Source organism: Hymenobacter sp. UYAg731, assembly GCF_054061335.1.
Map to the genome: position 1 here is coordinate 93859 of NZ_JBSSEC010000007.1, position 19061 is coordinate 112919.

The window sequence follows — 19061 nt, forward strand, 5'->3', positions numbered from 1 at the left end:
TTGATTGAGGTATGCTTTCCTATTACCTCACCGGGGCACGCGGTTAGCAATCACTTCCTGATTCCTTGGTAAAGAATGGTGAATGCGGCTTTACCGGCCGATGGGCTGGACGCGGACCCGCGAGGCGTGGGAATAGGAGCTGAATAAGGCCAGCACCGCCAGCAGCATGACCGAGAACATTATCGTGGGCGGTATCATGGAAGGCAGGGATTAGAGGGTCGTTTGCTCGTTGCGCAGGTTGAACACGTTGCCGCCCTCGGCCCGGTGGTCGGCGGCGGGCTCCGCAGCAGGCTCGATAGGCGGATGCCCGAACCTGCCGTACAGCGGCGTGCCGTTCTGGGCTTCGGTGGCCAGGGCTGGCACGGCTGGAATGGTAGCAGGCGGGTGCGTGGGCTTCTTTTTCATGGTTTCAAGATTAAAAGTGGTCTGGTGAAAATGCGGGACAAAAACGTTAGCACACCGGCTGTTAGCTGGCGGAGGTCAGACCGGAAAGCAGCTAGTTAGTGCGTTGGGCGGCGGTGGCCAGCTGGCCCGAATCAGGCGCGGTAACTGTCAGCACCAGCCCCGCCGCGTACGACAAAGCCCGATTAAAAACGTCTAAGAACTGGCCTGAACAACGATTAAAGACATTATAGCCATGAAAAGAGCGTTTTAAAAATCAGCGCGCCGGAGTCCAGGCAGGGGAGGCGGCGCTGGTGGTCCGGCGTTCCGCTCGCGGTATCGGGGTGGATGGGGCGTACAACCACTCGTCGGACGCTATGCATGCATCGGCTTCTCGCGCCCCCTGCCGTGTGCCGGCGCTGATGGACCACGCCGTGTCTTCGGCGCGGTGATGGTCGGGGCTAGGCTTCGATTCCATGGCTGGTTAGCGTTTGGGCGCTGCTAAGTGGGCGGTTGATGAGCATCTGCAGCCGGTTATCCACCCTGAGCACGCCGCTCGCTCCGGCCGCTACCTCGCCAGCGTGCTCCAGTTCAAAATGCGTGGCAACCGGGCCCGTGAGCTGGGCCTGTCCGCCGCGTACCTGCACGCCAAACGCCAGGTGGCCTACGTAGGGGTCGCAGGCCAACGCGGCCGCGATGTTCTGGCGAATGTTCTCGTCGGGCACCAGCTGGGCGGGCCGCACTTTGAGCAGGTTGTGCACGTTGGCTACGCCCACGACCTGGCGGGCATCCTGCTCGGCCTCCTGCCGGATGCGCAGGTTGCGCACGGTGCCGGCCAGCGTCACCACCCCGTCGAGCACCTGCACCAGCGTTTCGGCCGAGCGCACCCGCGGGTTGAAGCGCAGCGTGGCGCGCACGGCGGCACAAATGGCAGCGTCGGTTGTAGGGGAAAATTTCTCGCGGCGAATGGCGCGGTCCAGCGCCCAGTAGGCCACAAACAGGTCGCGGGCATCCACGCGCATGGCCCCGGTCTGGTAGGCGAGGGCAATGAGGCGGTCCTTTTCAGCGGCCGTGCCCACCGTGCCCGATAGATGCACCACCTGCTCGGTGGTGCCCACTACTAGCAGCGCTCCGTTGACGCGAATGTCCTGGGCGAGCCGCTCCCGGACTTGGGTGGTGATTTCCTCATCCGAATTCCGGATTTTGCCCCCGCGAATTGCCAGTTGTCCGGCTTCGCAAGCGCACACTCCACGCACCCCCTGCACCACGCGCAGTACCAACTGCTTTTCGGCCCCCGACTGTACTAGGCCGCTTAGCGTAACCACGCCGTGGCGGGCTAGGCAATGCACCTGGTAGTCGTCGGTAGCCGGGTCATCGGCCAGGGCGTGGGCCACGGCGTGCTGCAACTCGGCATCAGGCACGTCAGCGGGACGCACGGCTAAAGCATTGTTCAGGGCGCGCACCCCACGTACGGTCAGCGCAATTCCCTCAGCCCATTGCTTCACCAGCAGGTTACTGGTGCAACCGGTCAGCTCCACGATACCCGCGCGGGTATGCACGTCAATCCGGTGCGCGATGAGGCCTTTTTTGGTGGCTAGCAACGTTTCGATGGCAGCCGTAATGGCGGCATCCGTCACGCGTTCGGTGGGAGCGGGTGGCAGTGGCATTTGAACAGTTGGCATGAGCGGGTGGGATTGGGGGAGGGAAAGAGGACCGGCTTGAAAACCAGCTTTCCACAAAAGTGCCCAATGTTCCCTATCCTACCAATGACCAGAATTGCCGCATCGCATGACATGCGTCAAATAGAGCACCAGACAGTCCTAGCTTCTCAATCAGCGCCATTTGTTTCCGGTGCCTCTCACCGACAGCACAGGTCGTTGGGGGAATAATTTAGGCCTGATGCTTGGGTGGCTAAGAGCGTGTTTGGGATTTAAGCCGGGCATAGGCGGTTGAGGCCCATAGTCGAATTAGCAATCAAGAGCCACGCTTCATGGCTGGCAGGGGGAATTCATAATCGACGGCCAAGCGCCCTGAGCAGGTCAGCCAAGCAACGGTGCGCTCGACGACTCAGCGCTTGGCCACGGGCACAAAGCCGCGTACAGTCTACGGTCTGCTGGCCAGTTCGTGGCGCAGAACTAGGGCCTTCAGGTATGCGGCACAGCCGGCCCTGGTAGCCGTTGTCGGTGAGTACGGTGACTAAGCGTTGGCCCCAGCCAGGGCGTAGGGGCAGCAAGACTTGGCTGGCGGCTGTGCCGTCGTGGTCATTGGCCGCGTGGACGTAGCAGGCAAAAACACGCCCTTCCACGTCGGTGCCCCGGTGCTCAAAAATACGCGGGGCCAGCTTCACACTTTGGCTGTCCACGCACACAAGCGAATGCGGCGCGGCGCGCGGCGCAAACACAAACGGCGGTTGACATGTACAGGCAACAGCTGCTGTATACCTTGCCACTGGCAGTCAGTAAGAGGTTGATAGGCGTCAACTATAGTGTAGCCGGAGCCTAGAAACTCCGCTTGCAACTTACTGGCTCGTCTCTATTTAGACGACCATATTATCCCAAACACCTTCTCATCTAAATCATTTTATTCTTCCTTCTGGAATAAGAATCAGTATACGTAAGAAGGATGAATCTGACGTGTTTGAGTGTGCCGAGATGCTGGCGAAAGAAATCGGGCTTGTTAGCTTGTCCGCAGTTGAGCATCACCCGAACTTCAACTCAGTGCAATAAAAGTTAGCCATCTCTTAACGGGTTTCTATCGCCGAAATAAATTCTATGTATCTCTTTCAGTGCTGTATAACAAAGCGCAATAGTGAAAGAGTATTTACCGGTATTTACCGGTAAATACCGGTATTTGGAAATGCCTAACCAGCCAGCTGAACTATGCAGTGTAAACGCCCATCACCCCGGTAAGGGCCGCCGTGATTTTTAGCGAATGCATCAGCTTTCATGGAACCAAACAAATTTTTTAATGCCCCACCAACGGGCTGGGCGGAAGTGCTGACCCCACTTTTCAACGAGCTTACTCGTCAATCTCGCCAAGTAGCTCGACAAGAATACGAATTGATAGTGACTGAAAAAGCCGCCGCTGCCGAAGAGGCCGACCGGCGCGATGACATTCTAACAGTTGCCGAAGTAGCCAAACTATTGGGAATAAGCCAACAAACAGTGTACGAATGGGTGAAGCAAAATAAGCTGCAAGCTTTCCGCTTGGGCCGTGCGGTGCGCTTCAAAAGAGGACAGGTATTAGCAGCACTGCAAGCCCAGACCCGTACAGATGGGTGTCGTAAATATGCCCGCCGGACCAACAAAAAAGCTTGTTAATCGATGGAAACGACCAACAAGCTCGAAAATATTTTTGCGCAATCTGGGGAGACTGCTAGCAAAGATAATGCGTCATTATTGCTTCTCAATCAGGATGCAACACTTAATTCTGCTACAAGTGGTACAGGTTTGTTCAGCTATTTCAATGCTGGAATTTACGGTCATCCCGTTCCATGTGCATCAGTTACGGTAGCTAAGTTGCATCAGGTTATTACCAGCCCTCCGGCCTGCTTGCGGCAGCGATGTAACGCTGCACGAGTTGAATTCATGGGTGCTGGTAACAGTGATACATACAAAAAGCTTAAACAGCAACTCGACCACGTATCTCCGAGCGGCACATTTGCGCCTTGGCGTGACGCAAATCACTTGCAAGAACGGTCAGGCTGGCTGGTGCTTGATTTCGACCATCTCCCTGACCTAGATGCCGCCCGTGCCGCGTTGCTGAACGATGAGTTGCTGAAGCCGGAAATTGGGTTGCTTTTCACCAGCCCAAGCGGTGCAGGGCTAAAGGCGCTGCTGGCAGCGGATTTAAGAGTCAGTCACTTAGATAATTTTAACGGGTATGCGGACTACATAGCGGAGTACTACGCTCCATTTGGCCTGATAGCAGACAGAAGTGGTAAGGACATTGCACGAGCCTGCTTCTTATCGTATGCACCCGACGCTTGGTTGAATCCAATCCATTCTTAGCAGTGATTCGCTGGTAACTCATGGATATCAATAAGCTGCGGGCTGCTACAGCCATCGCCCGGGCCGCTAAAACAGCGGCCCAACCTCAACCCAAAGTCATTCAAGCTACGATTGGCCGGCCTGCGTCACAACGTATTAGGCAAGCAGCCCCAAATGATGCACTGAGCTGGTGCCTAACCTATTTTAGCCATGGGCCATGCCCCAGCGATAATCGCAATACATGGTTAGCAACCCTTGCTGAATTCTGTAATGAGCGAGGTGTGTTTGAAGCGGATTTATTGAACTGGGCACAAGGCCATAGCCCGCTCCAAGGGCATGGAGAAAAGCGAATACAGACGACCATAAAAGGCATCTACCGCCGCAAGACCGCGCAACATAATGCGAAGCCTTACCGGCCGCCGGCAGAAGGTTGGATACAGCCCAGCTCAAAGCCAGTACATGCAGCTGATGTTGCTGCTGAATCGCCCGTTACGCGCATCCGCACGGCTGCGCAATGCCTTCTGGATGCGCAAAACGCTCCGCCCTTGGTGCCATTATTCGGCTGCCTCTGGGAAACGCCTGGCATCGCCATTTTGGTCGGCGACACCGGGGTTGGAAAGAGCGTGTTGGCCGTGCATATTGCTCACATTATCACGTCTGACCAAACGGAGCTGTTGGGCTTTCAATGCCAGGAAAAAAGACGGTTGCTCTATTATGATTTTGAGCTGACGGACCGCCAGTTTGAGAAAAGGTTTGCTGACTTCCCGTTTAGCGCTGATTTCCTGCGAGGTGACACGAACCCCGACGCGGAAGACGTAGCCGCGTTCACCTTCGCTCACATTACCGCTGACCTTGACCGCACGGGTGCACAAGTAATTATTCTGGACAACATCACCGCTTTGGCGTTAAAAACTACAGCTGATGCCGATATAAGCATTGGCATCATGCGAGGACTGAAGCGCCTCCAACTGGATAGGGGAATTTCTAGCCTAGTGCTTGCGCATACCCCCAAGCTTTTTCCTGGTGTCGCTCTTTCCCTTAATCAACTAGCTGGCAGTAAAAACCTGTCAAACTTTGCGGACAGCGTATTTTTTATTGGACGGTCAGTGCAAAGTGCCACGACGCGCTATCTTAAACAAGTCAAAAACCGCACGGACGAGGAGTTGCGTGGCGTATTGGTGTGTGAGTTGGGCACCGCTGCGGGGTATTTAGGTTTTGAAACGGTAGGAGTGGACGAGGAGGCCAACCATTTGGCTGTGGCGAATGAGGAAGCAGGAGTAAGCTCTCGTAAAGCCCCATTGGCGGAAGTTATAGCGAAGCTGCCTTCACTGCTGGTTACTCCACAATCCGCAAATCAACTTGAAAACCAGTTAGCTAAACAGTTTTTGACTGATGCCCGCACCATCCGCAAACGTCTGGCTGAATTAACCGCTCCAAGTGCTGATTATGTGCTTGATGGGGCCGGTGTACTATGCAAGTTAATTAAACGGCAAACTGGCCGGGAGGTCCTTTTTTCACTCCAGCCAGTACCATCTTCCTAATGCTGGAAGCAGGAAATTTCCAATGATTTTCTTTCCAATGGCGTGGAATACTGGAAGCTGGAAGCTGGAAAAGTAAGTAGCGAGGATTTTCCAGCTTCCAGCTTCCAGCATGGTCATCCAACTTGGTTACTATTTGGCTTATCAAAAGATGAGTCCTGAAAATTTTGGGGCAATTGTTTCCAATGCCAGTAAAATTACTGCCTTTGATGAATTCTGTTTTTTCAACAACATTAAGTTCCTGAACGCATGAGCATGATTATAGCAATCACCAATCAGAAGGGTGGGGTAGGTAAAACAACTTCTACGGCCAACATTGGGGCCGGCTTGGCCCAGGCGGGGCAACGGGTAGTATTGATTGACTTGGACCCACAGACAAACCTAACCAAAGGTCTGGGCCTGGCTGATGCCGAAAAGAATGTTTACGGGGCTTTACTCGGCGAATATGACCTTACACTCTATTCGATTTGCCAGAATCTGGCGTTGGTAGCTGGTTCGTCAGCGCTATCAGGCTTCGACAAAGCCAAGGGCGATGAGGTAGACCGCGAGTTTTTGCTCAAGGAACTACTCGAACCGTTGCGCGATAAGTGTGATTATATTTTGCTGGACTGCCCACCTGCTTTGGGCTTGGTGACATTGAATGCCTACGCCTGCGCCCATACGTTATATATCCCCTTAGAAGCACAGTTGTACGCGACCGACGGTCTTGAAAAAGTTCTAGAACTAGTCGCGCGGATGCAGCGACGGTTGAACCCGAAATTGACGGTGGGCGGCATCTTTTTTACCCGCTATGACAAGCGAAAGGTCTTGCGCCGCGAAACCGCCGAAGAGCTACGTATCAAGTATCCCAGCCTGGTTTTGGAAAGCGTAATCCGGGAAAGTATTGCATTGGGAGAGGCACCGCACGTTGGCAAAGACATCTTCACCTACGCTCCCACGAGTGCCGGCTCCATCGATTACCGGGCGCTGGTAGCCGAAATTCTTGCCCGTTAATTCACTTTTTGCTTCGACCCAAACGCATGGCCAAGACCTTTAAAAACTTGCCGTCTCCCACCTCAATGACCTCTGCTAAACGAGCGTCGGAACGGGATTTCTTTGACCTGACCGATGACCCCCAGCCAGACACGATTCCTGAAGTCACTCCAACAGCGGACCCAGCTTCTGGTAATACCGATAACACACGGATACAGGGTAATATTGACAATCATGGTGTTACCGATACCATTATTGTCAGGAAGAAAACTATTCCCGCTGAAAAAAGAATCAGCGTCGATAACACCGGTAATGTCGGTACTACTAGTAACGGTGATGGCTCTGGTAATACTGCGTCTTCAGAAATTCCGGTTGCGGTACAACAAGCCGAATTAAGTGGAGATGCCCGCCAAACCTTTGTATTGAGTCGAATGCATTTGGAGCAGCTACGTGACCATGTTCATGCGCGGCGGGCCGGAGGAGACTACACTTACTCCCAGAAGCAGGCGTTGCAAGATGCCCTGGACTTGCTTTTTGCCAGCAATGACTCTGTAGCGCCTCGGCCTGAGCAGGCAAGAGAGCGAGAGCAGCAGCGACGGGAACGTATTCAACAGGGCCGGCTACCAAGAACGTAGCGGTAGGACACAAAAGGCAGTGGGGAAGAAAAGGCTTGATGCTGGAAAAGGTACTACGAACGGCAAAGCAGGCGAGCGAATGGATGCTATTGAGCCGCAAAAAATCATTGATATGAGAACCGAATCTGACGCGAGCAGGCGGGGCTAAAGAGTTGTGAATTAGCCATGGTTTGATTGAGGTCAGCAAATTTTCAATTGACCGGACACATGGGGAAAGGAAGTCGGGCGAATGTTGAAGCCGAGGAAAGCAGTTAGTGATACAAGAATGCACAACAAGGTAAGGGCTGCAGGCATGGCTCTGAGGCTTTTATTTTAAGGTATTGAAGCAGTCCTGTAAATACTAAGGAGGGCGATGGTTTTACGTGAAGAGGGCAGTTCATAGGTTCGGAACTGGAGAGTAAATGAAGCTAGTTGATAAGGGGCTTGTTGCAGGGTAGTGGATACTATGGAAAGAAACTTGGAAATGATGGTTTGCTGATGCTGGCTTTGAGGTAGATAATCGGTTGCGCGAATTTCAGGGGAATGGATACACATACAGTTGCTGTGCTTTTAGGACTTTACGTATTTATATAGTAGCTGACTCTGGTATCTGCCAAAAATTGAAAAATCACTTGCTGTTGTTGTTTTGAGCTGATGAATATCAATAAAAATGGCCAGTATGTGATAATCTATTTTGCCTGGAGCGGACAGAAGCAGGTATAACCAGGCAGATGAGCCAGCGAATGCAGGAAATTAGGAGGTCGGCTGCAAGGTTAGATTTGGTGATTTGAAAGAACGGGCATACATTGGATAAGTCAAAGGTTTTATACAGGATGTGGAGAGTAAGGTGTAACACACTATACAAGCAAAAAATAGCTACGTTTAAGTAGTTCCTTCACGCCCCCCTACGATTTCTCCAATTATTTTATTTTCACCTGTTCTGGCCTACTGGCCATTTTCGTTTTCCGTATGGCACACGCTGTTATTCGCATCGAAAAAATAAAAACTCGTCAGGGGATTGGGCAGCGTCAAGCACACAATGACCGGAGTAAATACACGCCAAATGCCGACGAGGCCCGGCGCGATTTTAATCAGGAGTACTTAAATGTTGAGGACCGGCCGATTGTAGAATTAGTAGACAAGCGTATGGAAGCAGCTAAGCTGGGCAAGCCACGCAAAGGGGCAGTGCTGTGCTTGGAGGTGCTGATGACGGGTAGCCCGGAAGCTAAAATCTGGCAACGTGATGCCCAGACGGGGCAGGCGGCGGACATGCGCGGCAGCGCGTGGGAAAAGCAAAACCTGGAGTGGGCCAAACGGGAATGGGGAGACAATCTGGTTGCGATGAAGCTGCATCAGGACGAGAAAACGCCGCATTTCCAGTGTTTCGTAGTCCCTATTTTTGGTCAGGGCGGCGGCTTGGCTGGGGAGGTAGGACCGAAGCCAGGCCAGAGCGCGCGGCTGTCGGCCCGGGATATGTTTTCTCCCCCAACACTTTCGCAACTGCAAACTGACTTCGGGGAAGCAATGCAGCCGTTTAATTTGGAGCGCGGTATCAAGGGCAGCCGAACCCCTCACAAAACAATGCGGCAGATGTACGCTTTGGGCCGAGAAACGGCAGTCGAGGTAGCAGCCTTAGTGAAGCCAGTCGAGGCGCGACCCTTCGTGCTGGAAAAGCCTCCGATGACAGGTCGTGATGATTGGCAGCAAAAAAGACAGGCAGAGATTAACGCAGAGATTGCCCGTCAGGTCGGGGCTGTGAACGAGCAATTGGGCGCGGTTGGTGCAATGGCCGTGGCGGCGACGGGGGCTGCAACGCAGTCAGAACAGTCGCGCGCATGGGCGGGCGATTCGCTCCAAAAGATTGATGCGGCGCAGGGCGAAATTGCTGCCTTGCAGCAGCAGGTAAGCAAAGAAATCAGCCAAGGGCAGGCCGAACGGGAGCGCTACGCCGCCGAATTAGACAAACTGCTTCTACGAGTGGTACTGGGTAGCTTGCCAACCGACTTGTTGCAACGAGGCCAGGAACTGGCCGCTCAGCAACTGGAAGCCTTGCGCCGGGAGTGGTCGGTAGTACCGGCATTGCGGGCGCAGGCCGACCAGGCGGAGCGCATCGGGGACTACGCTTTGGTAGCGGAGTTGCGTTACAAAGAAATTCCAGCGGCGGAGCAGCAATTGGTGGAATGCCGGGCGCGGGCGCAGGCCACGCCTGCCGGCCGGTCCCTCTTAGCCGAGTTGGAGGAAGGCGACCGGATTGCCAAGGCGCAGGAGGAGCACAAGGAGCGGCAGGCCATCGAGGTACGCGAAACAGAACGGATGGCACAGCTGGAGCGCTCCGCCCAGGAGCGGGAGGCGGACCGGGTCGCTCAGGCACAGTGGGCCACCCAAGAAGAGGAAGCGAAAAAAGCCCGGCAGGAAGCGGCCGACCGGGCTGTTGCGGAAGCAATCAAAACGCGCCATCGGGATACCGAAATGGACGCGTTGGAAATGGCCCGCCGCAATTACGCGTGGAAAGGGGAGGTCGTACGGGTGCGAGTAGCTCCTGACCAAGTGGAACCTATTCAGAAAAGTATCGGGTCGTTCGCTATCGAGGACAAGGCTCCGGGTGCTGACGGGCGGGTGGGGGTAAACATTGCTTACAACTCTTCCGGCTCGACTTGGCTGGTGAGCCGTGTTGTGGCGCACGTACGAGCTACTAACGGGGAAGTGTTTGAGCGGCCGCAAGACGCGGCTCAGCGAGAAAGGAATACTCAGTCCGATATCTCCCGTTCGCAGGGTTTCGTTGAGCAACAAGGCAAACACAAGGACAAGGGGATGGGAGAGTAGGAAGTATAGCGCGGCTTAGGGCGCGGCCACTCCCTGCTTAGTATGCTAGAATCAGTTCAACAATTCGGTAGCGAGCCAGGTCTGCGGATTTGGCCGTCCAGACTATCCGCTGGCTATGTTCCAAAATAGACCAATCGCCGGTTACTGGATTTTAGGCTGGACTGAATCGGAAGTAAGAAGTGTGATGCACCGCCAACCCGGCAAAATACTATTTCGGTGGTTGCGCTCAATCTAGTCCATCTGACCTAATCATTACACATTCAGCCCTGGGTTTACGAAGCTACGCGGGGTTCGTGCACTTCTGAATCGGGAAAATGGAGCAGTTATTTAGCTGTGGTCGATAAGCTGGAAGCGCTGATAGTCGGCGGCTAGGCGCGCGCTCATCTGCGTCAGGGCCTGGTTGAGTTCGGTAAACTCGTCAATGAGAGTGACCGGCAGCGTCAACGGGCCGCGTCGGTTCAGGTCGTAGGCGCGTAGTTCGGTCAGCGTGTGCTGGAGGGGGCAACTACTCCCAAAAAGGAAGCTAGGCGAGCCAGCGGCGGCAACCAAGCAAGGTCCATCTATTTAAACAATGACCTGCTGGTAGCCAGCGCAAGTCCGCAGAACCCCAATGAGCGCTTGGCTGTATACGGCTTTTCCACCTGTCCGCTCAGTAGATACGACAATGGGCTGGTGCTACTTTCCGTTCTTTAGAAAAGTCCGGGCCTCGCGGGCCTGAGCGGATTTGCGCCCAGCTTTAGCCTCGACTACGGCATAGTAACGTCGGGCGGTTGGCAGGTCTTTCTCGCGCACGGCGATGCGGGCCATATTAGTGTGGGCAAAGAGATAGAAGCCACCGCTCGTGTCGCCGGTGCTCTCTGAAAAGACGATGCACCGCTGGTAGTAGTCCTTGGCTTGGGCCACGTCGCGGTACTGGTGTTCCATCAGGTAGCCCAGAAAGTACGCGGCGTAGCGCCCGCTGGTGCCCTCATAACCCGGCAGGCCCCGGTTGAGCTCGTTGAGAATGGCTTTGCTGGTGCGCTCGCAGTCGACAAATTCTCCCTGCCCGAACGCCAAAAAGGCATAGTAGCGCTGGAAGTAAGCATTGTCTGGGTACTCCAGCGCCAACTGCCGGGCGACGGGTAGCGCTTCACCGGACGGGTCTTCCTCGTTGTTTAGAATTCGCATCAAGAATACCTTGGCTTCGACGCTGGTGTAGAAGCCGTGGGTAGCCACAGTGCGCAGCTGGTTCAATCCCAGTGTCTTGTTTCCCCTGGGAAAAAAAAGGAGCACGGGCTTGAGTAGGGGGTAGTGCTCCGGAATCCAGACTGCGTAGTAATTGAACAGCGCATGTCCGAAAAGAAACTCCGGGCTCAAGCCGTTGGCCCCCTTACTTTTTTGTAGAAATTCTAGGGAGCGTTTGCTGCTCACCGTAGCCTTGCGCCAGTCGCGGCGCTCGGCGTGCAGCCGGGCCGTGAAGCCGTAGGCGGCGGCCAGGAAAAAGCTGGCCTCGTGGTTTTTATCATCCGCCTTGTACAAGGTCGTGGCTTTGGTAATGGCCGTGTCCAGGTAGGCGTAAAATGTGTTGTCGTACTGCTTGGTGCCGAGCGTAGTGGGCAGGATTTTCCACCACGTGCTCAGGCCTAGCAGAAAGTAGGGCATGGGGTGCTGCGGGTAGCGCCGGCGAAGCGAGCGAAATTGCTTTTCCGCTTTATCAAACTTGAAGTTGTAGAGGTTGTGCACGGCTCCATCCAACTCGGTTTGGATGTCGGGGTTCAGCAGGAGCCAGCCATTTGTGTTAATGGCTTGAGGCGCAACCCCCACGCTGTCAAGCGCTATTGTGGGCGGGGGCGGCATAACCCGAGTGGTGTCCACCCGTTGTGCCCAGCCAGCCGGAGGCGCGAGCGCCAGCAGGAAAGCCATGAGAACAAACCGCCAGCCCAAAGACCAGGCCCGGCCCGGCATTGGCAGCTGACTGCCATCCAAGTGTAGTTTCATGGTAGAAAAAGGACTAAGTCCCCTCTGGGTGGCCTACGCGTTCCAGTGCCCGTTAGCATGGTGCGTGTGGAGAAGCTACGCCGGACCAGGAACCTATGAGAGTTACTTCAGCAGCTTGGCTTTTTGCGCGTCGTACTCATTCTTGGTGAGTACTTTCTGGTCGTAGAGCTGCTTGAGCTTGCGCAACTCATCGGCCGTGCTCTGGGGCGGGGTAGTGCTGGCTGGACTCGCCGCAGCGGAAACGGCCGCGCGCCGGGTATGGGCCGTGATGATTTCGCCGGCATCTTCGGCCGCGTTTAAGTCGACGCAACCGTTAATAGTGTTGGCCCTGATTACGGCCACGGTCTTATCCCCGTAATTAGCGGAGTGCTGGAAGCGCAGGTCCTTGACGCGCACCGTGAGGTTGCTCATCTGAGACGTGAAGTTGAGCCGCCTGCTGCCAGTGAACACGTTATCGGGGACGAACACGTACTGAAATTCGCCGCTGGGCAGCGAGCCGCGGCCCAGGCGCAGCGTGTCGCCCATGTGAACCACGGTGCCGGCACTGGTGGTGAATGTCGGTACAGACTTGCCAGTAATCTGGGCTTGTACGGGGCTGGAAAGGAGGTAAGCCGCCACCAGGCCGGGAAAAAAAGACTTCATAAACAAGGGAAAGCAAGGAGTGAACAGGATAAGCGGCTCGGGAGGACGGGGTGCGATTGGCTGCGTGGGAGCCTACTGCGCGTTCTCCGCTTTCAGTTTAGCACTGGCCCGGGCGGCCAGCTCAGCTTCGTAGGGCTTGCTCAGCACGTCCAAGCGGCCTTCCATGCCAAAGCCCTCGGCTTTTTCGGCGTACACGGCCCGGGCCCGGCTCCCCTCCCAGAAAAGCTGGTACTTGCCCTGCGCCAGGCCGGGGCCGAACAGGAAGGTGGCCTCCGGCCGCAGCACGGCCGGGTCGCCAATGGCCAGGAAGGCGCAGAATTTGCCATCAAGAAAGGAATAGAGTTGGGTCCGGACCTGTGTCCGGTGCTTGCCAAACCAGCCGGTGGTCTCCTCGGAGGTATAGGTCACGGTTGGGCCAGCCGGCACGCCTGGTATGGGGGGCAGCAGGCGCATCTTCGGAAAGGCACTCAAGGGCTCTCCGAAGGCATGGCCCGCGATGCCATCCAGCGAATCGATTTTGCCGCCAAACGGAAACGCGGGCGGTGGGGGAGTTGAATTACCTGCGGTGGAATCCGCAGCGGTGCTGGTGGGGCTCGGCGATGAGCAGCTAGCCAGCAGCCCGCTGGCAAGGACCAAGGCCACAGAGGGCGCGAAGATGCAACGAAAAGCGAACGACATGTGCTAAAAATGGGAGAGAATAAGGATTAGGTGGGAAGGGAAAGGCGCTTCCTGGTCGGCTTCAATGGGTGCCGAACTCGCCCTCGCCGCGGGCGCGGCGTAAGGCCTTCAATCGTTCGTGGACGGTGGCGCGGGCCACGTCCCGGTCCGCGCCCCCGGGCCGACCCCACGGCCCTGAGGCAGTGTCCCGGAAAACCTCGTCGGCCACAGCGTTGCCCAGGGCCAGGCTGACGACCAGGCGGTAAACCAGGGGGCCGTAGGCCAGCGGATTCGCTTCCATATCAGCTAGGGCATGGATGGCGTCGTCCTCGTAATTAACCAGCGTTTTCGCCATGTAACCGGCGCGCGGCCCGTGGATGAGGGGTTCCAATTCCGGTAATTCCGGCGAATCGTTCAATCGCTGCACGAGTACCCGGAGGTTATCCCCGTCGATTGTAACCGTTTCTTCCCCGACCCACAAGTCAGGTTGTAGCTCTTGGAGCGTGTTGGACCAGGTGAGGGAACTCAGGGTTGGAAAGTGTTCCCGCAATTCGTGGTTAGCGTACACGAGCGCCTGAGCAATCTGCGGGGGCGAGGCTTGTGCATAGGGTATGCGGCAGCCCATTGTTTCTGCGTGGGGAGGGGTACTCGATTTCATGGAGATGGGGAGGTGAAGGCCGTGCGAAAGATTTCTAGTGAGGGTTAGGACGGTCAATACAAACACTGGAAGGCGGGTAGGTGAAAGTATTGGGGGACTTGAGGTGCCGGGTGAAATAGGTTGAAGCAATCAATCAGTGAAGGGTAAGGGTACACGTTGCTCGTAGATGGGCGAGTTGAAGCGGCCTAGATATAGCTTACCTCAATAATCAGCCATGTGGTTGCCTGAGCGAGATGCTAGCTTGCCTACACATGTCTATGCGAATCACAAATATGATGCTAAAATCAGCTTTACACAAGCAAAATACCTAAAATATTAGCGAGGAAGGGTGATGCACGTCTGGGACCTTTGAGTCCTAAAATTTACCCTTATTTATGGGGCTCCCTCCCGCTAATTCCGCGATTCACCGTGTATTGGCCGATAACATTCGGCGAATTCGCAAACAGCGGGGGCTCACACAGGAAATTTTAGCCGAGACAGCTGGTGTTAATCAGACCCATGTGGGCAACATTGAAAATGTCCGGAATAGCCCCAGTGTGGAAATCATTCACCGTTTGGCCTTAGCCTTAGGAGTACCGATTTCCAAGCTCTTCGGAGGCGAGGAGAATCAACCAACTATTGGCAACCGCGAACCAGAGGCCTTGTCGCCTCTCGACCGGCTCAATGAATTGCTGCCCTACCTGCGACAGTACCAGCGCTTAGCTAGCGAATTCGGCATCGGCGACATTTTCCAGGATAATGGGGGCAAGCTCTTGCAAACGCTCATCATCACCCGGCTTCGGAACCTGCCGGGCAGCACGGGCAATGACGCTCAGGACGAGCAGGGCAATGAGTACGAGCTAAAAACGGTCAACCGAAGCCTTACAGCGGCTTTCTCTACCCATCACCACCTTAGTCCGGCTGTTCTATCCAAGTATCGCCAGGTGAACTGGATTTTCTGTGTGTACGCCGGGATTGAAGTCGTCGAACTGTACCTCGTGCGGCCACAGGCTCTGGAACCTTACTTCAGCGCCTGGGAAGCCCGCTGGGAGCCCGCTGCTGGAGGAGGTGGACGTCACCTAAACAACCCCAAAATCCCAATAAAATTCGTCCAGAAAGTTGGTCGTTTGATTTATAAAGAATCAGCTGACGGGCGAATCGCGCCTAGTTCTGAGTTAGCCCGCTGGCATGCGGAAGAGTGATTCCTCGGCTGAACACGGTGAACAAAAGGATTGCTAAGCCTGGCAATCAGCCAAGTATAATAAGTAAATCAAGTGCCTATAAGCATAGATTATATTTTATGTTCCTCCAAGGTATACCTACTGACCCATTGAGTATCAGCAGAGACTACTCAGAATTGTTTGAAGCATTCCGGATATTTGGGTCAGGCGATATTTGCTTAGCAGTTAAGGATTGGCAGCATCGCTACATGTCTACCAGCTGGGAGCATTTTGGGAGGCATCTTGAACGGATGCGAAATTATCTAGCTGATAGTAAGCTAGAAGCAGATAAGAAACATAGTATTTCATGTGTTTTGGAATTGCAGCAAGGGACATACTTGACGGGCGCAACCTATCCTGAGAAACGCCAATATATTAACGAGCAAGACAGACTAGACTTGAGAAGTCGGCGAACCCAATTAGTGCAAGGATTTCCGTTTGAAGAAGAATACCCTAAGTCAAAACACTCGGAAGAAAGATTCTTAGAATGGGAAAAACAAGCTTTGAAAATTATTGACCAGTTGGATAAAAGGCTAAAAGTGCTTGATGTAAAGCGCAACGAGCCTGCTCACGTTCTAAATTCTACCTATAAAGAAGGTGAGAGGCGAAGCGCTTCTTTAGAGCTACAGTTATTGCAAAATAATTCTGCTTCTAAGAAAGGTCGGCTTGGTGATAAACCAAACAACGGAGGAGAAAGTAAAGCAAGAAAATCATTGGCAGACCTGTGTATCCCAAATGCTAAAGAGACTCAGAAACAGATAGCTGAGTTCACAAAGACTATTTGGAACAGTTTGCCGCCCAGAATTAAAACCAGTCCTAGTACTCGTACCGAACACAAAACTAGTGCTTCAGCAGCGGCTGTTTTTAACCTCATGCAGTGGATTGGAAAAGTTGAGGATACAAATATTAAGGAGTGGAAATATGCTCTAGAAGAAGAATTGGATATAGTTATTAGTGAAGGTATTTCTAAATACAGGATTTGCAGCGATGTTGATAAGCAATTTATGAATAAACACTTTGTGAAAGCAGTAGCCGCTGCATGGATAATTATCAAGAAAGACCATCCTGGCTGGCTAAAAAAAGCAAAAGCTTTACCGAATGGTTACAACTGACTCTTAGCTCGCGAACGTCACGCGGTGAGTTAGGCCAATTCCTTGTGCAGGGCTTCAAGGTCGGTCAAATAGCGTTGTAGTTTCAACTGGAAGTGCCCCGCCGGTATCGTAGGTTGAATACTGCACTAAACCCCAATGGAAAAGCTAAATAGCAGAACCTAAAACCACGGCTTCAGCGTGTTTTACCAGCGCCGCTAATAACCACCTAAACGTAAGGTCAGGGGCTGGCTGGGTAACGGTAGTAGGAGTAGCATTGTTAGCCAACAGCAGGCAGGCTGCCGAATAAAGATTCTCGTGCATTAGTCGCCGACAGAGAATTTCGTAGCGTTGCGCATAAGACGTACCTCCTTGCGTAGTGATAAAAACGGGGTCTACTTTGAAGTGCGGCTGGCTAAATTTGACCGGAGTATGGACCTTCGGACAATCTTCGAGCAGAAAAACATACCCTAGAAATGGGCGTGGCCCGGCTCCAAAACGCTGCTCGCGGTAGGCCTTCCACACATCTTCGGCACTGCCCACGGCCTCTTCCACGCGATTATTCGCGTTGTTGCCAAAGGAAGGGCCGACCTGGCTCTTGAACTCCAGCGCCGCGATGAGCTGGCCGTTGGATAGCACCAACATATCCCATTTCTTTTCGGGTCGGTAATAGCCGGGAATCTCCAGCCGACCCTGAGATGTCGCATCTTCGGAGCGACCTACTTTGATGTCGAGGTTCGGTAGTCCTACTAAACGCAGCGCCCGCACAATGAGCGCTTCCAGACCGGCCATCTGCCCGCCAGCGGTGACCGCACCGCGAGTGCCGGCATCGGGCAAGCCGGTAGCTTGCTGCTTGGTACGAGCTTGCTCGCGGGAGTTCCAGTAATACTGTACAGCCTGCTGTAATTCAGCATCAAGCTGTTGGAAAAGACTGTCTAAGGACGAGGGCACGAAAAGGAAAAATTAAGTGGCAGGCCAAAGGTGGGCGATATTGTACACTTTAACCGCCGCAGCGGTGGCAGCCGCCACGTCACGGGTACGGAAAGCCTGGCGGAGCGCGTTGGCCTGGGATGGAGTGATGGCCGCCGGGGCCGGCACCCGGATTTTGCGTAAGTACTGGGCCTGCATTCGCAGGTAGCCACCGCGCATCCGTACCCCATAGCAGGCCACGAAGAACGTGCCGATATCACTGAGCAGCAAGCCACCTAAAATTTCCAGGTCCCAAGTGTCAGAGGTAATAAAGTATAAATTATGGTCGGGATAGGTTTCGCCGCGGTCAAGTACCGGGAACAAGGTATTCTTAATATCGGGAATGTAGAGCTTAGGCCGTCTGTAAAGCTGCTCATCTATCTTGTCGATGGTGCGGTGCCAGGCTGCGGGGTTGCGTTTGGCTACGTGGCGTCCTTCTAGTTGAGTTCGATGAGTGGTTAAATAGCCGCGTAGCCGCGGGCGCTGACTCAAGTCAACCAACTTACCTTGGTGCCATGGGGTAATGAGCCATTGGTTGCCCCAGATAAGCTGACCGGTACGCACATCGGCCGGGCGTGCCAGGCGCAACTGATGCGCGGGCTCTACTTGTTCGGCATTGTGCGTGAAGAAAACGGCATCAGCCCCGGTAGCTACGCCGATACCTACGCGGGTGCCAGTGGTGGCTGATACCAGCGGCTCGAAGTGCTGCTCCAGATAGGCTAGCAAGGCCGTGCGGGCCGGCGTGGTGCGTGTCCAAGGCTCGCCACCGGGGAACCACGTTGGCACGTGAGCGGCTGTCAGCCCGGGCACAGCCATTGAGGGGACCATCTGGCGCGTAGTGGTCAGGGAGGCAACGATGCGAGCAGTTGCGACGTGCTCGAGGGCAATAGTGGCGCTGGCCACGACAGCAGCTCCTTGGGCGGCGCGGCGGATGACGGAAATGGCTGGGTAGGCGCTTACTTCCTCTTCGAACGCGGCCGTCTGGTGCATTTCGAGCAGGGTTTCAACTGCGAACCCCTCGCTAATGTAGCGGCGCAAGGTTTCGCCGTACTGGTTCATCATCCAGCGGTCGGCGCAAATGAAAGCACATACGCCACCTGGATTCAACTGCCGCAAGGCGGCCTCGTAAAAGCCCACGTAGAGGTCGGCCCGGCCTCGCATAGTAGGGAAGAACTGCCTGTACTGCGTGTTCTGCGGTTCGGGAATACTTTCGACTCGCACGTAAGGAGGGTTACCGAGTACGAAATCCACGCCAGCGGGAGCTACCTCATCAAAGAGCTGGGGTGGGCGTCCGGCACTCGGGGTAGTACGGCCAACCAGTAGCAAGTAATCGGCTTCAACCAGCCAGGCGTTGAGTAACACTTCGGCATCGGTATCGGACACGGCAGCCGTTTGCAGGAGATGAAGCAATTTACGGCGGCATTGGCGCAGCGCTGCGGCGTCCACGTCGTAGGCCCGCAGTGAGTTGAGGCAATCAAGCCAGGGGCGGTGCTGTGCGCGGCACGAATCGAGTAAACGAGTCACCATTGGCAACAAAAACGCCCCTTCGCCAAC

At 54.7% G+C, this 19061-nt stretch carries 17 protein-coding genes; 8 read left to right on the forward strand and 9 right to left on the reverse strand.

Translation table 11 applies throughout. From position 1 onward, the window contains the following. Positions 1–210: 210 nt before the first annotated feature. Together ACVWYF_RS19875 and ACVWYF_RS19880 are read right to left on the reverse strand one after the other, a co-directional pair. Entirely contained in the window at positions 211–405 is a 195-nt protein-coding gene (locus tag ACVWYF_RS19875; RefSeq protein ID WP_457071341.1) for a hypothetical protein, read from the reverse strand. A 437-nt stretch (positions 406–842) separates the two neighbouring features. After that, a complete protein-coding gene (locus ACVWYF_RS19880) occupies positions 843–2063 on the reverse strand; it encodes a BON domain-containing protein (protein WP_457071344.1) in 1221 nt (406 codons plus the stop codon). Positions 2064–3326: 1263 nt separating this feature from the next. On the opposite strand from ACVWYF_RS19880, the gene ACVWYF_RS19885 reads away from it, so the two are divergent. The 6 genes from ACVWYF_RS19885 to mobV all read left to right on the forward strand — a co-directional run bounded on the left by ACVWYF_RS19885 (position 3327) and on the right by mobV (position 10317). Beyond that, positions 3327–3701 (forward strand): helix-turn-helix domain-containing protein, encoded by a 375-nt coding sequence (locus tag ACVWYF_RS19885; RefSeq protein WP_457071346.1) that lies wholly within the window; start codon positions 3327–3329, stop codon positions 3699–3701. Between the two features lie 3 nt (positions 3702–3704). Beyond that, positions 3705–4391, forward strand: coding sequence for a BT4734/BF3469 family protein (locus ACVWYF_RS19890; protein ID WP_457071348.1), 687 nt, complete (start codon positions 3705–3707; stop codon positions 4389–4391). A 20-nt stretch (positions 4392–4411) separates the two neighbouring features. Continuing rightward, positions 4412–5911, forward strand: coding sequence for an AAA family ATPase (locus ACVWYF_RS19895; protein ID WP_457071350.1), 1500 nt, complete (start codon positions 4412–4414; stop codon positions 5909–5911). Between the two features lie 246 nt (positions 5912–6157). Then, positions 6158–6901 (forward strand): ParA family protein, encoded by a 744-nt coding sequence (locus tag ACVWYF_RS19900; protein ID WP_457071352.1) that lies wholly within the window; start codon positions 6158–6160, stop codon positions 6899–6901. 26 nt (positions 6902–6927) lie between these two features. Further along, the gene (locus tag ACVWYF_RS19905) at positions 6928–7515 is read left to right on the forward strand and encodes a hypothetical protein (protein WP_457071354.1); all 588 of its coding nucleotides are present in this window, start codon (positions 6928–6930) and stop codon (positions 7513–7515) included. A gap of 948 nt (positions 7516–8463) precedes the next feature. Next, entirely contained in the window at positions 8464–10317 is a 1854-nt protein-coding gene (gene mobV, locus ACVWYF_RS19910) for a MobV family relaxase (protein ID WP_457071356.1), read from the forward strand. A gap of 327 nt (positions 10318–10644) precedes the next feature. Here the strand turns inward: mobV and ACVWYF_RS19915 are convergent, their stop codons facing one another. The 5 genes from ACVWYF_RS19915 to ACVWYF_RS19935 form a co-directional block, all read right to left on the reverse strand. Further along, the gene (locus tag ACVWYF_RS19915; RefSeq protein ID WP_457071358.1) at positions 10645–10866 is read right to left on the reverse strand and encodes a hypothetical protein; all 222 of its coding nucleotides are present in this window, start codon (positions 10864–10866) and stop codon (positions 10645–10647) included. Between the two features lie 126 nt (positions 10867–10992). Further along, positions 10993–12294: a tol-pal system protein YbgF gene (locus ACVWYF_RS19920; protein WP_457071360.1), complete on the reverse strand. Its 1302-nt coding sequence runs from the start codon at positions 12292–12294 to the stop codon at positions 10993–10995. Positions 12295–12396: 102 nt separating this feature from the next. After that, complete coding sequence (locus ACVWYF_RS19925) at positions 12397–12936, reverse strand: SHOCT domain-containing protein (RefSeq protein ID WP_457071362.1); 540 nt, start codon at positions 12934–12936, stop codon at positions 12397–12399. 72 nt (positions 12937–13008) lie between these two features. Then, positions 13009–13614 (reverse strand): hypothetical protein, encoded by a 606-nt coding sequence (locus ACVWYF_RS19930; protein WP_457071364.1) that lies wholly within the window; start codon positions 13612–13614, stop codon positions 13009–13011. A gap of 61 nt (positions 13615–13675) precedes the next feature. After that, positions 13676–14251 carry a hypothetical protein gene (locus tag ACVWYF_RS19935; protein ID WP_457071366.1) on the reverse strand — a complete coding sequence of 192 codons (576 nt, stop codon included), beginning with the start codon at positions 14249–14251 and terminating at the stop codon, positions 13676–13678. 413 nt (positions 14252–14664) lie between these two features. Here ACVWYF_RS19935 and ACVWYF_RS19940 point away from each other — a divergent pair, with 413 nt between their 5' ends. Together ACVWYF_RS19940 and ACVWYF_RS19945 are read left to right on the forward strand one after the other, a co-directional pair. Then, the gene (locus ACVWYF_RS19940; protein WP_457071368.1) at positions 14665–15432 is read left to right on the forward strand and encodes a helix-turn-helix domain-containing protein; all 768 of its coding nucleotides are present in this window, start codon (positions 14665–14667) and stop codon (positions 15430–15432) included. 98 nt (positions 15433–15530) lie between these two features. Beyond that, positions 15531–16562: a hypothetical protein gene (locus tag ACVWYF_RS19945; RefSeq protein WP_457071370.1), complete on the forward strand. Its 1032-nt coding sequence runs from the start codon at positions 15531–15533 to the stop codon at positions 16560–16562. A 144-nt stretch (positions 16563–16706) separates the two neighbouring features. On the opposite strand, the gene ACVWYF_RS19950 is transcribed toward ACVWYF_RS19945, so the two are convergent. Then, a complete protein-coding gene (locus tag ACVWYF_RS19950; protein ID WP_457071372.1) occupies positions 16707–17489 on the reverse strand; it encodes a PaeR7I family type II restriction endonuclease in 783 nt (260 codons plus the stop codon). Positions 17490–17501: 12 nt separating this feature from the next. After that, the gene (locus tag ACVWYF_RS19955) at positions 17502–19034 is read right to left on the reverse strand and encodes an Eco57I restriction-modification methylase domain-containing protein (protein WP_457071374.1); all 1533 of its coding nucleotides are present in this window, start codon (positions 19032–19034) and stop codon (positions 17502–17504) included. Positions 19035–19061: the final 27 nt, after the last annotated feature.

What these genes read in the sequence shown, in the direction of transcription:
- ACVWYF_RS19875 (WP_457071341.1), bottom strand. Translation starts at nt 405, where the DNA reads ATGAAAAAGAAGCCCACGCACCCGCCTGCTACCATTCCAGCCGTGCCA.
- ACVWYF_RS19880 (WP_457071344.1), bottom strand. Translation starts at nt 2,063, where the DNA reads ATGCCAACTGTTCAAATGCCACTGCCACCCGCTCCCACCGAACGCGTG.
- ACVWYF_RS19925 (WP_457071362.1), bottom strand. Translation starts at nt 12,936, where the DNA reads ATGAAGTCTTTTTTTCCCGGCCTGGTGGCGGCTTACCTCCTTTCCAGC.
- mobV (WP_457071356.1), top strand. Translation starts at nt 8,464, where the DNA reads ATGGCACACGCTGTTATTCGCATCGAAAAAATAAAAACTCGTCAGGGG.
- ACVWYF_RS19955 (WP_457071374.1), bottom strand. Translation starts at nt 19,034, where the DNA reads ATGGTGACTCGTTTACTCGATTCGTGCCGCGCACAGCACCGCCCCTGG.
- ACVWYF_RS19900 (WP_457071352.1), top strand. Translation starts at nt 6,158, where the DNA reads ATGAGCATGATTATAGCAATCACCAATCAGAAGGGTGGGGTAGGTAAA.
- ACVWYF_RS19920 (WP_457071360.1), bottom strand. Translation starts at nt 12,294, where the DNA reads ATGAAACTACACTTGGATGGCAGTCAGCTGCCAATGCCGGGCCGGGCC.
- ACVWYF_RS19905 (WP_457071354.1), top strand. Translation starts at nt 6,928, where the DNA reads ATGGCCAAGACCTTTAAAAACTTGCCGTCTCCCACCTCAATGACCTCT.
- ACVWYF_RS19890 (WP_457071348.1), top strand. Translation starts at nt 3,705, where the DNA reads ATGGAAACGACCAACAAGCTCGAAAATATTTTTGCGCAATCTGGGGAG.
- ACVWYF_RS19930 (WP_457071364.1), bottom strand. Translation starts at nt 13,614, where the DNA reads ATGTCGTTCGCTTTTCGTTGCATCTTCGCGCCCTCTGTGGCCTTGGTC.
- ACVWYF_RS19935 (WP_457071366.1), bottom strand. Translation starts at nt 14,251, where the DNA reads ATGAAATCGAGTACCCCTCCCCACGCAGAAACAATGGGCTGCCGCATA.
- ACVWYF_RS19885 (WP_457071346.1), top strand. Translation starts at nt 3,327, where the DNA reads ATGGAACCAAACAAATTTTTTAATGCCCCACCAACGGGCTGGGCGGAA.
- ACVWYF_RS19895 (WP_457071350.1), top strand. Translation starts at nt 4,412, where the DNA reads ATGGATATCAATAAGCTGCGGGCTGCTACAGCCATCGCCCGGGCCGCT.
- ACVWYF_RS19945 (WP_457071370.1), top strand. Translation starts at nt 15,531, where the DNA reads ATGTTCCTCCAAGGTATACCTACTGACCCATTGAGTATCAGCAGAGAC.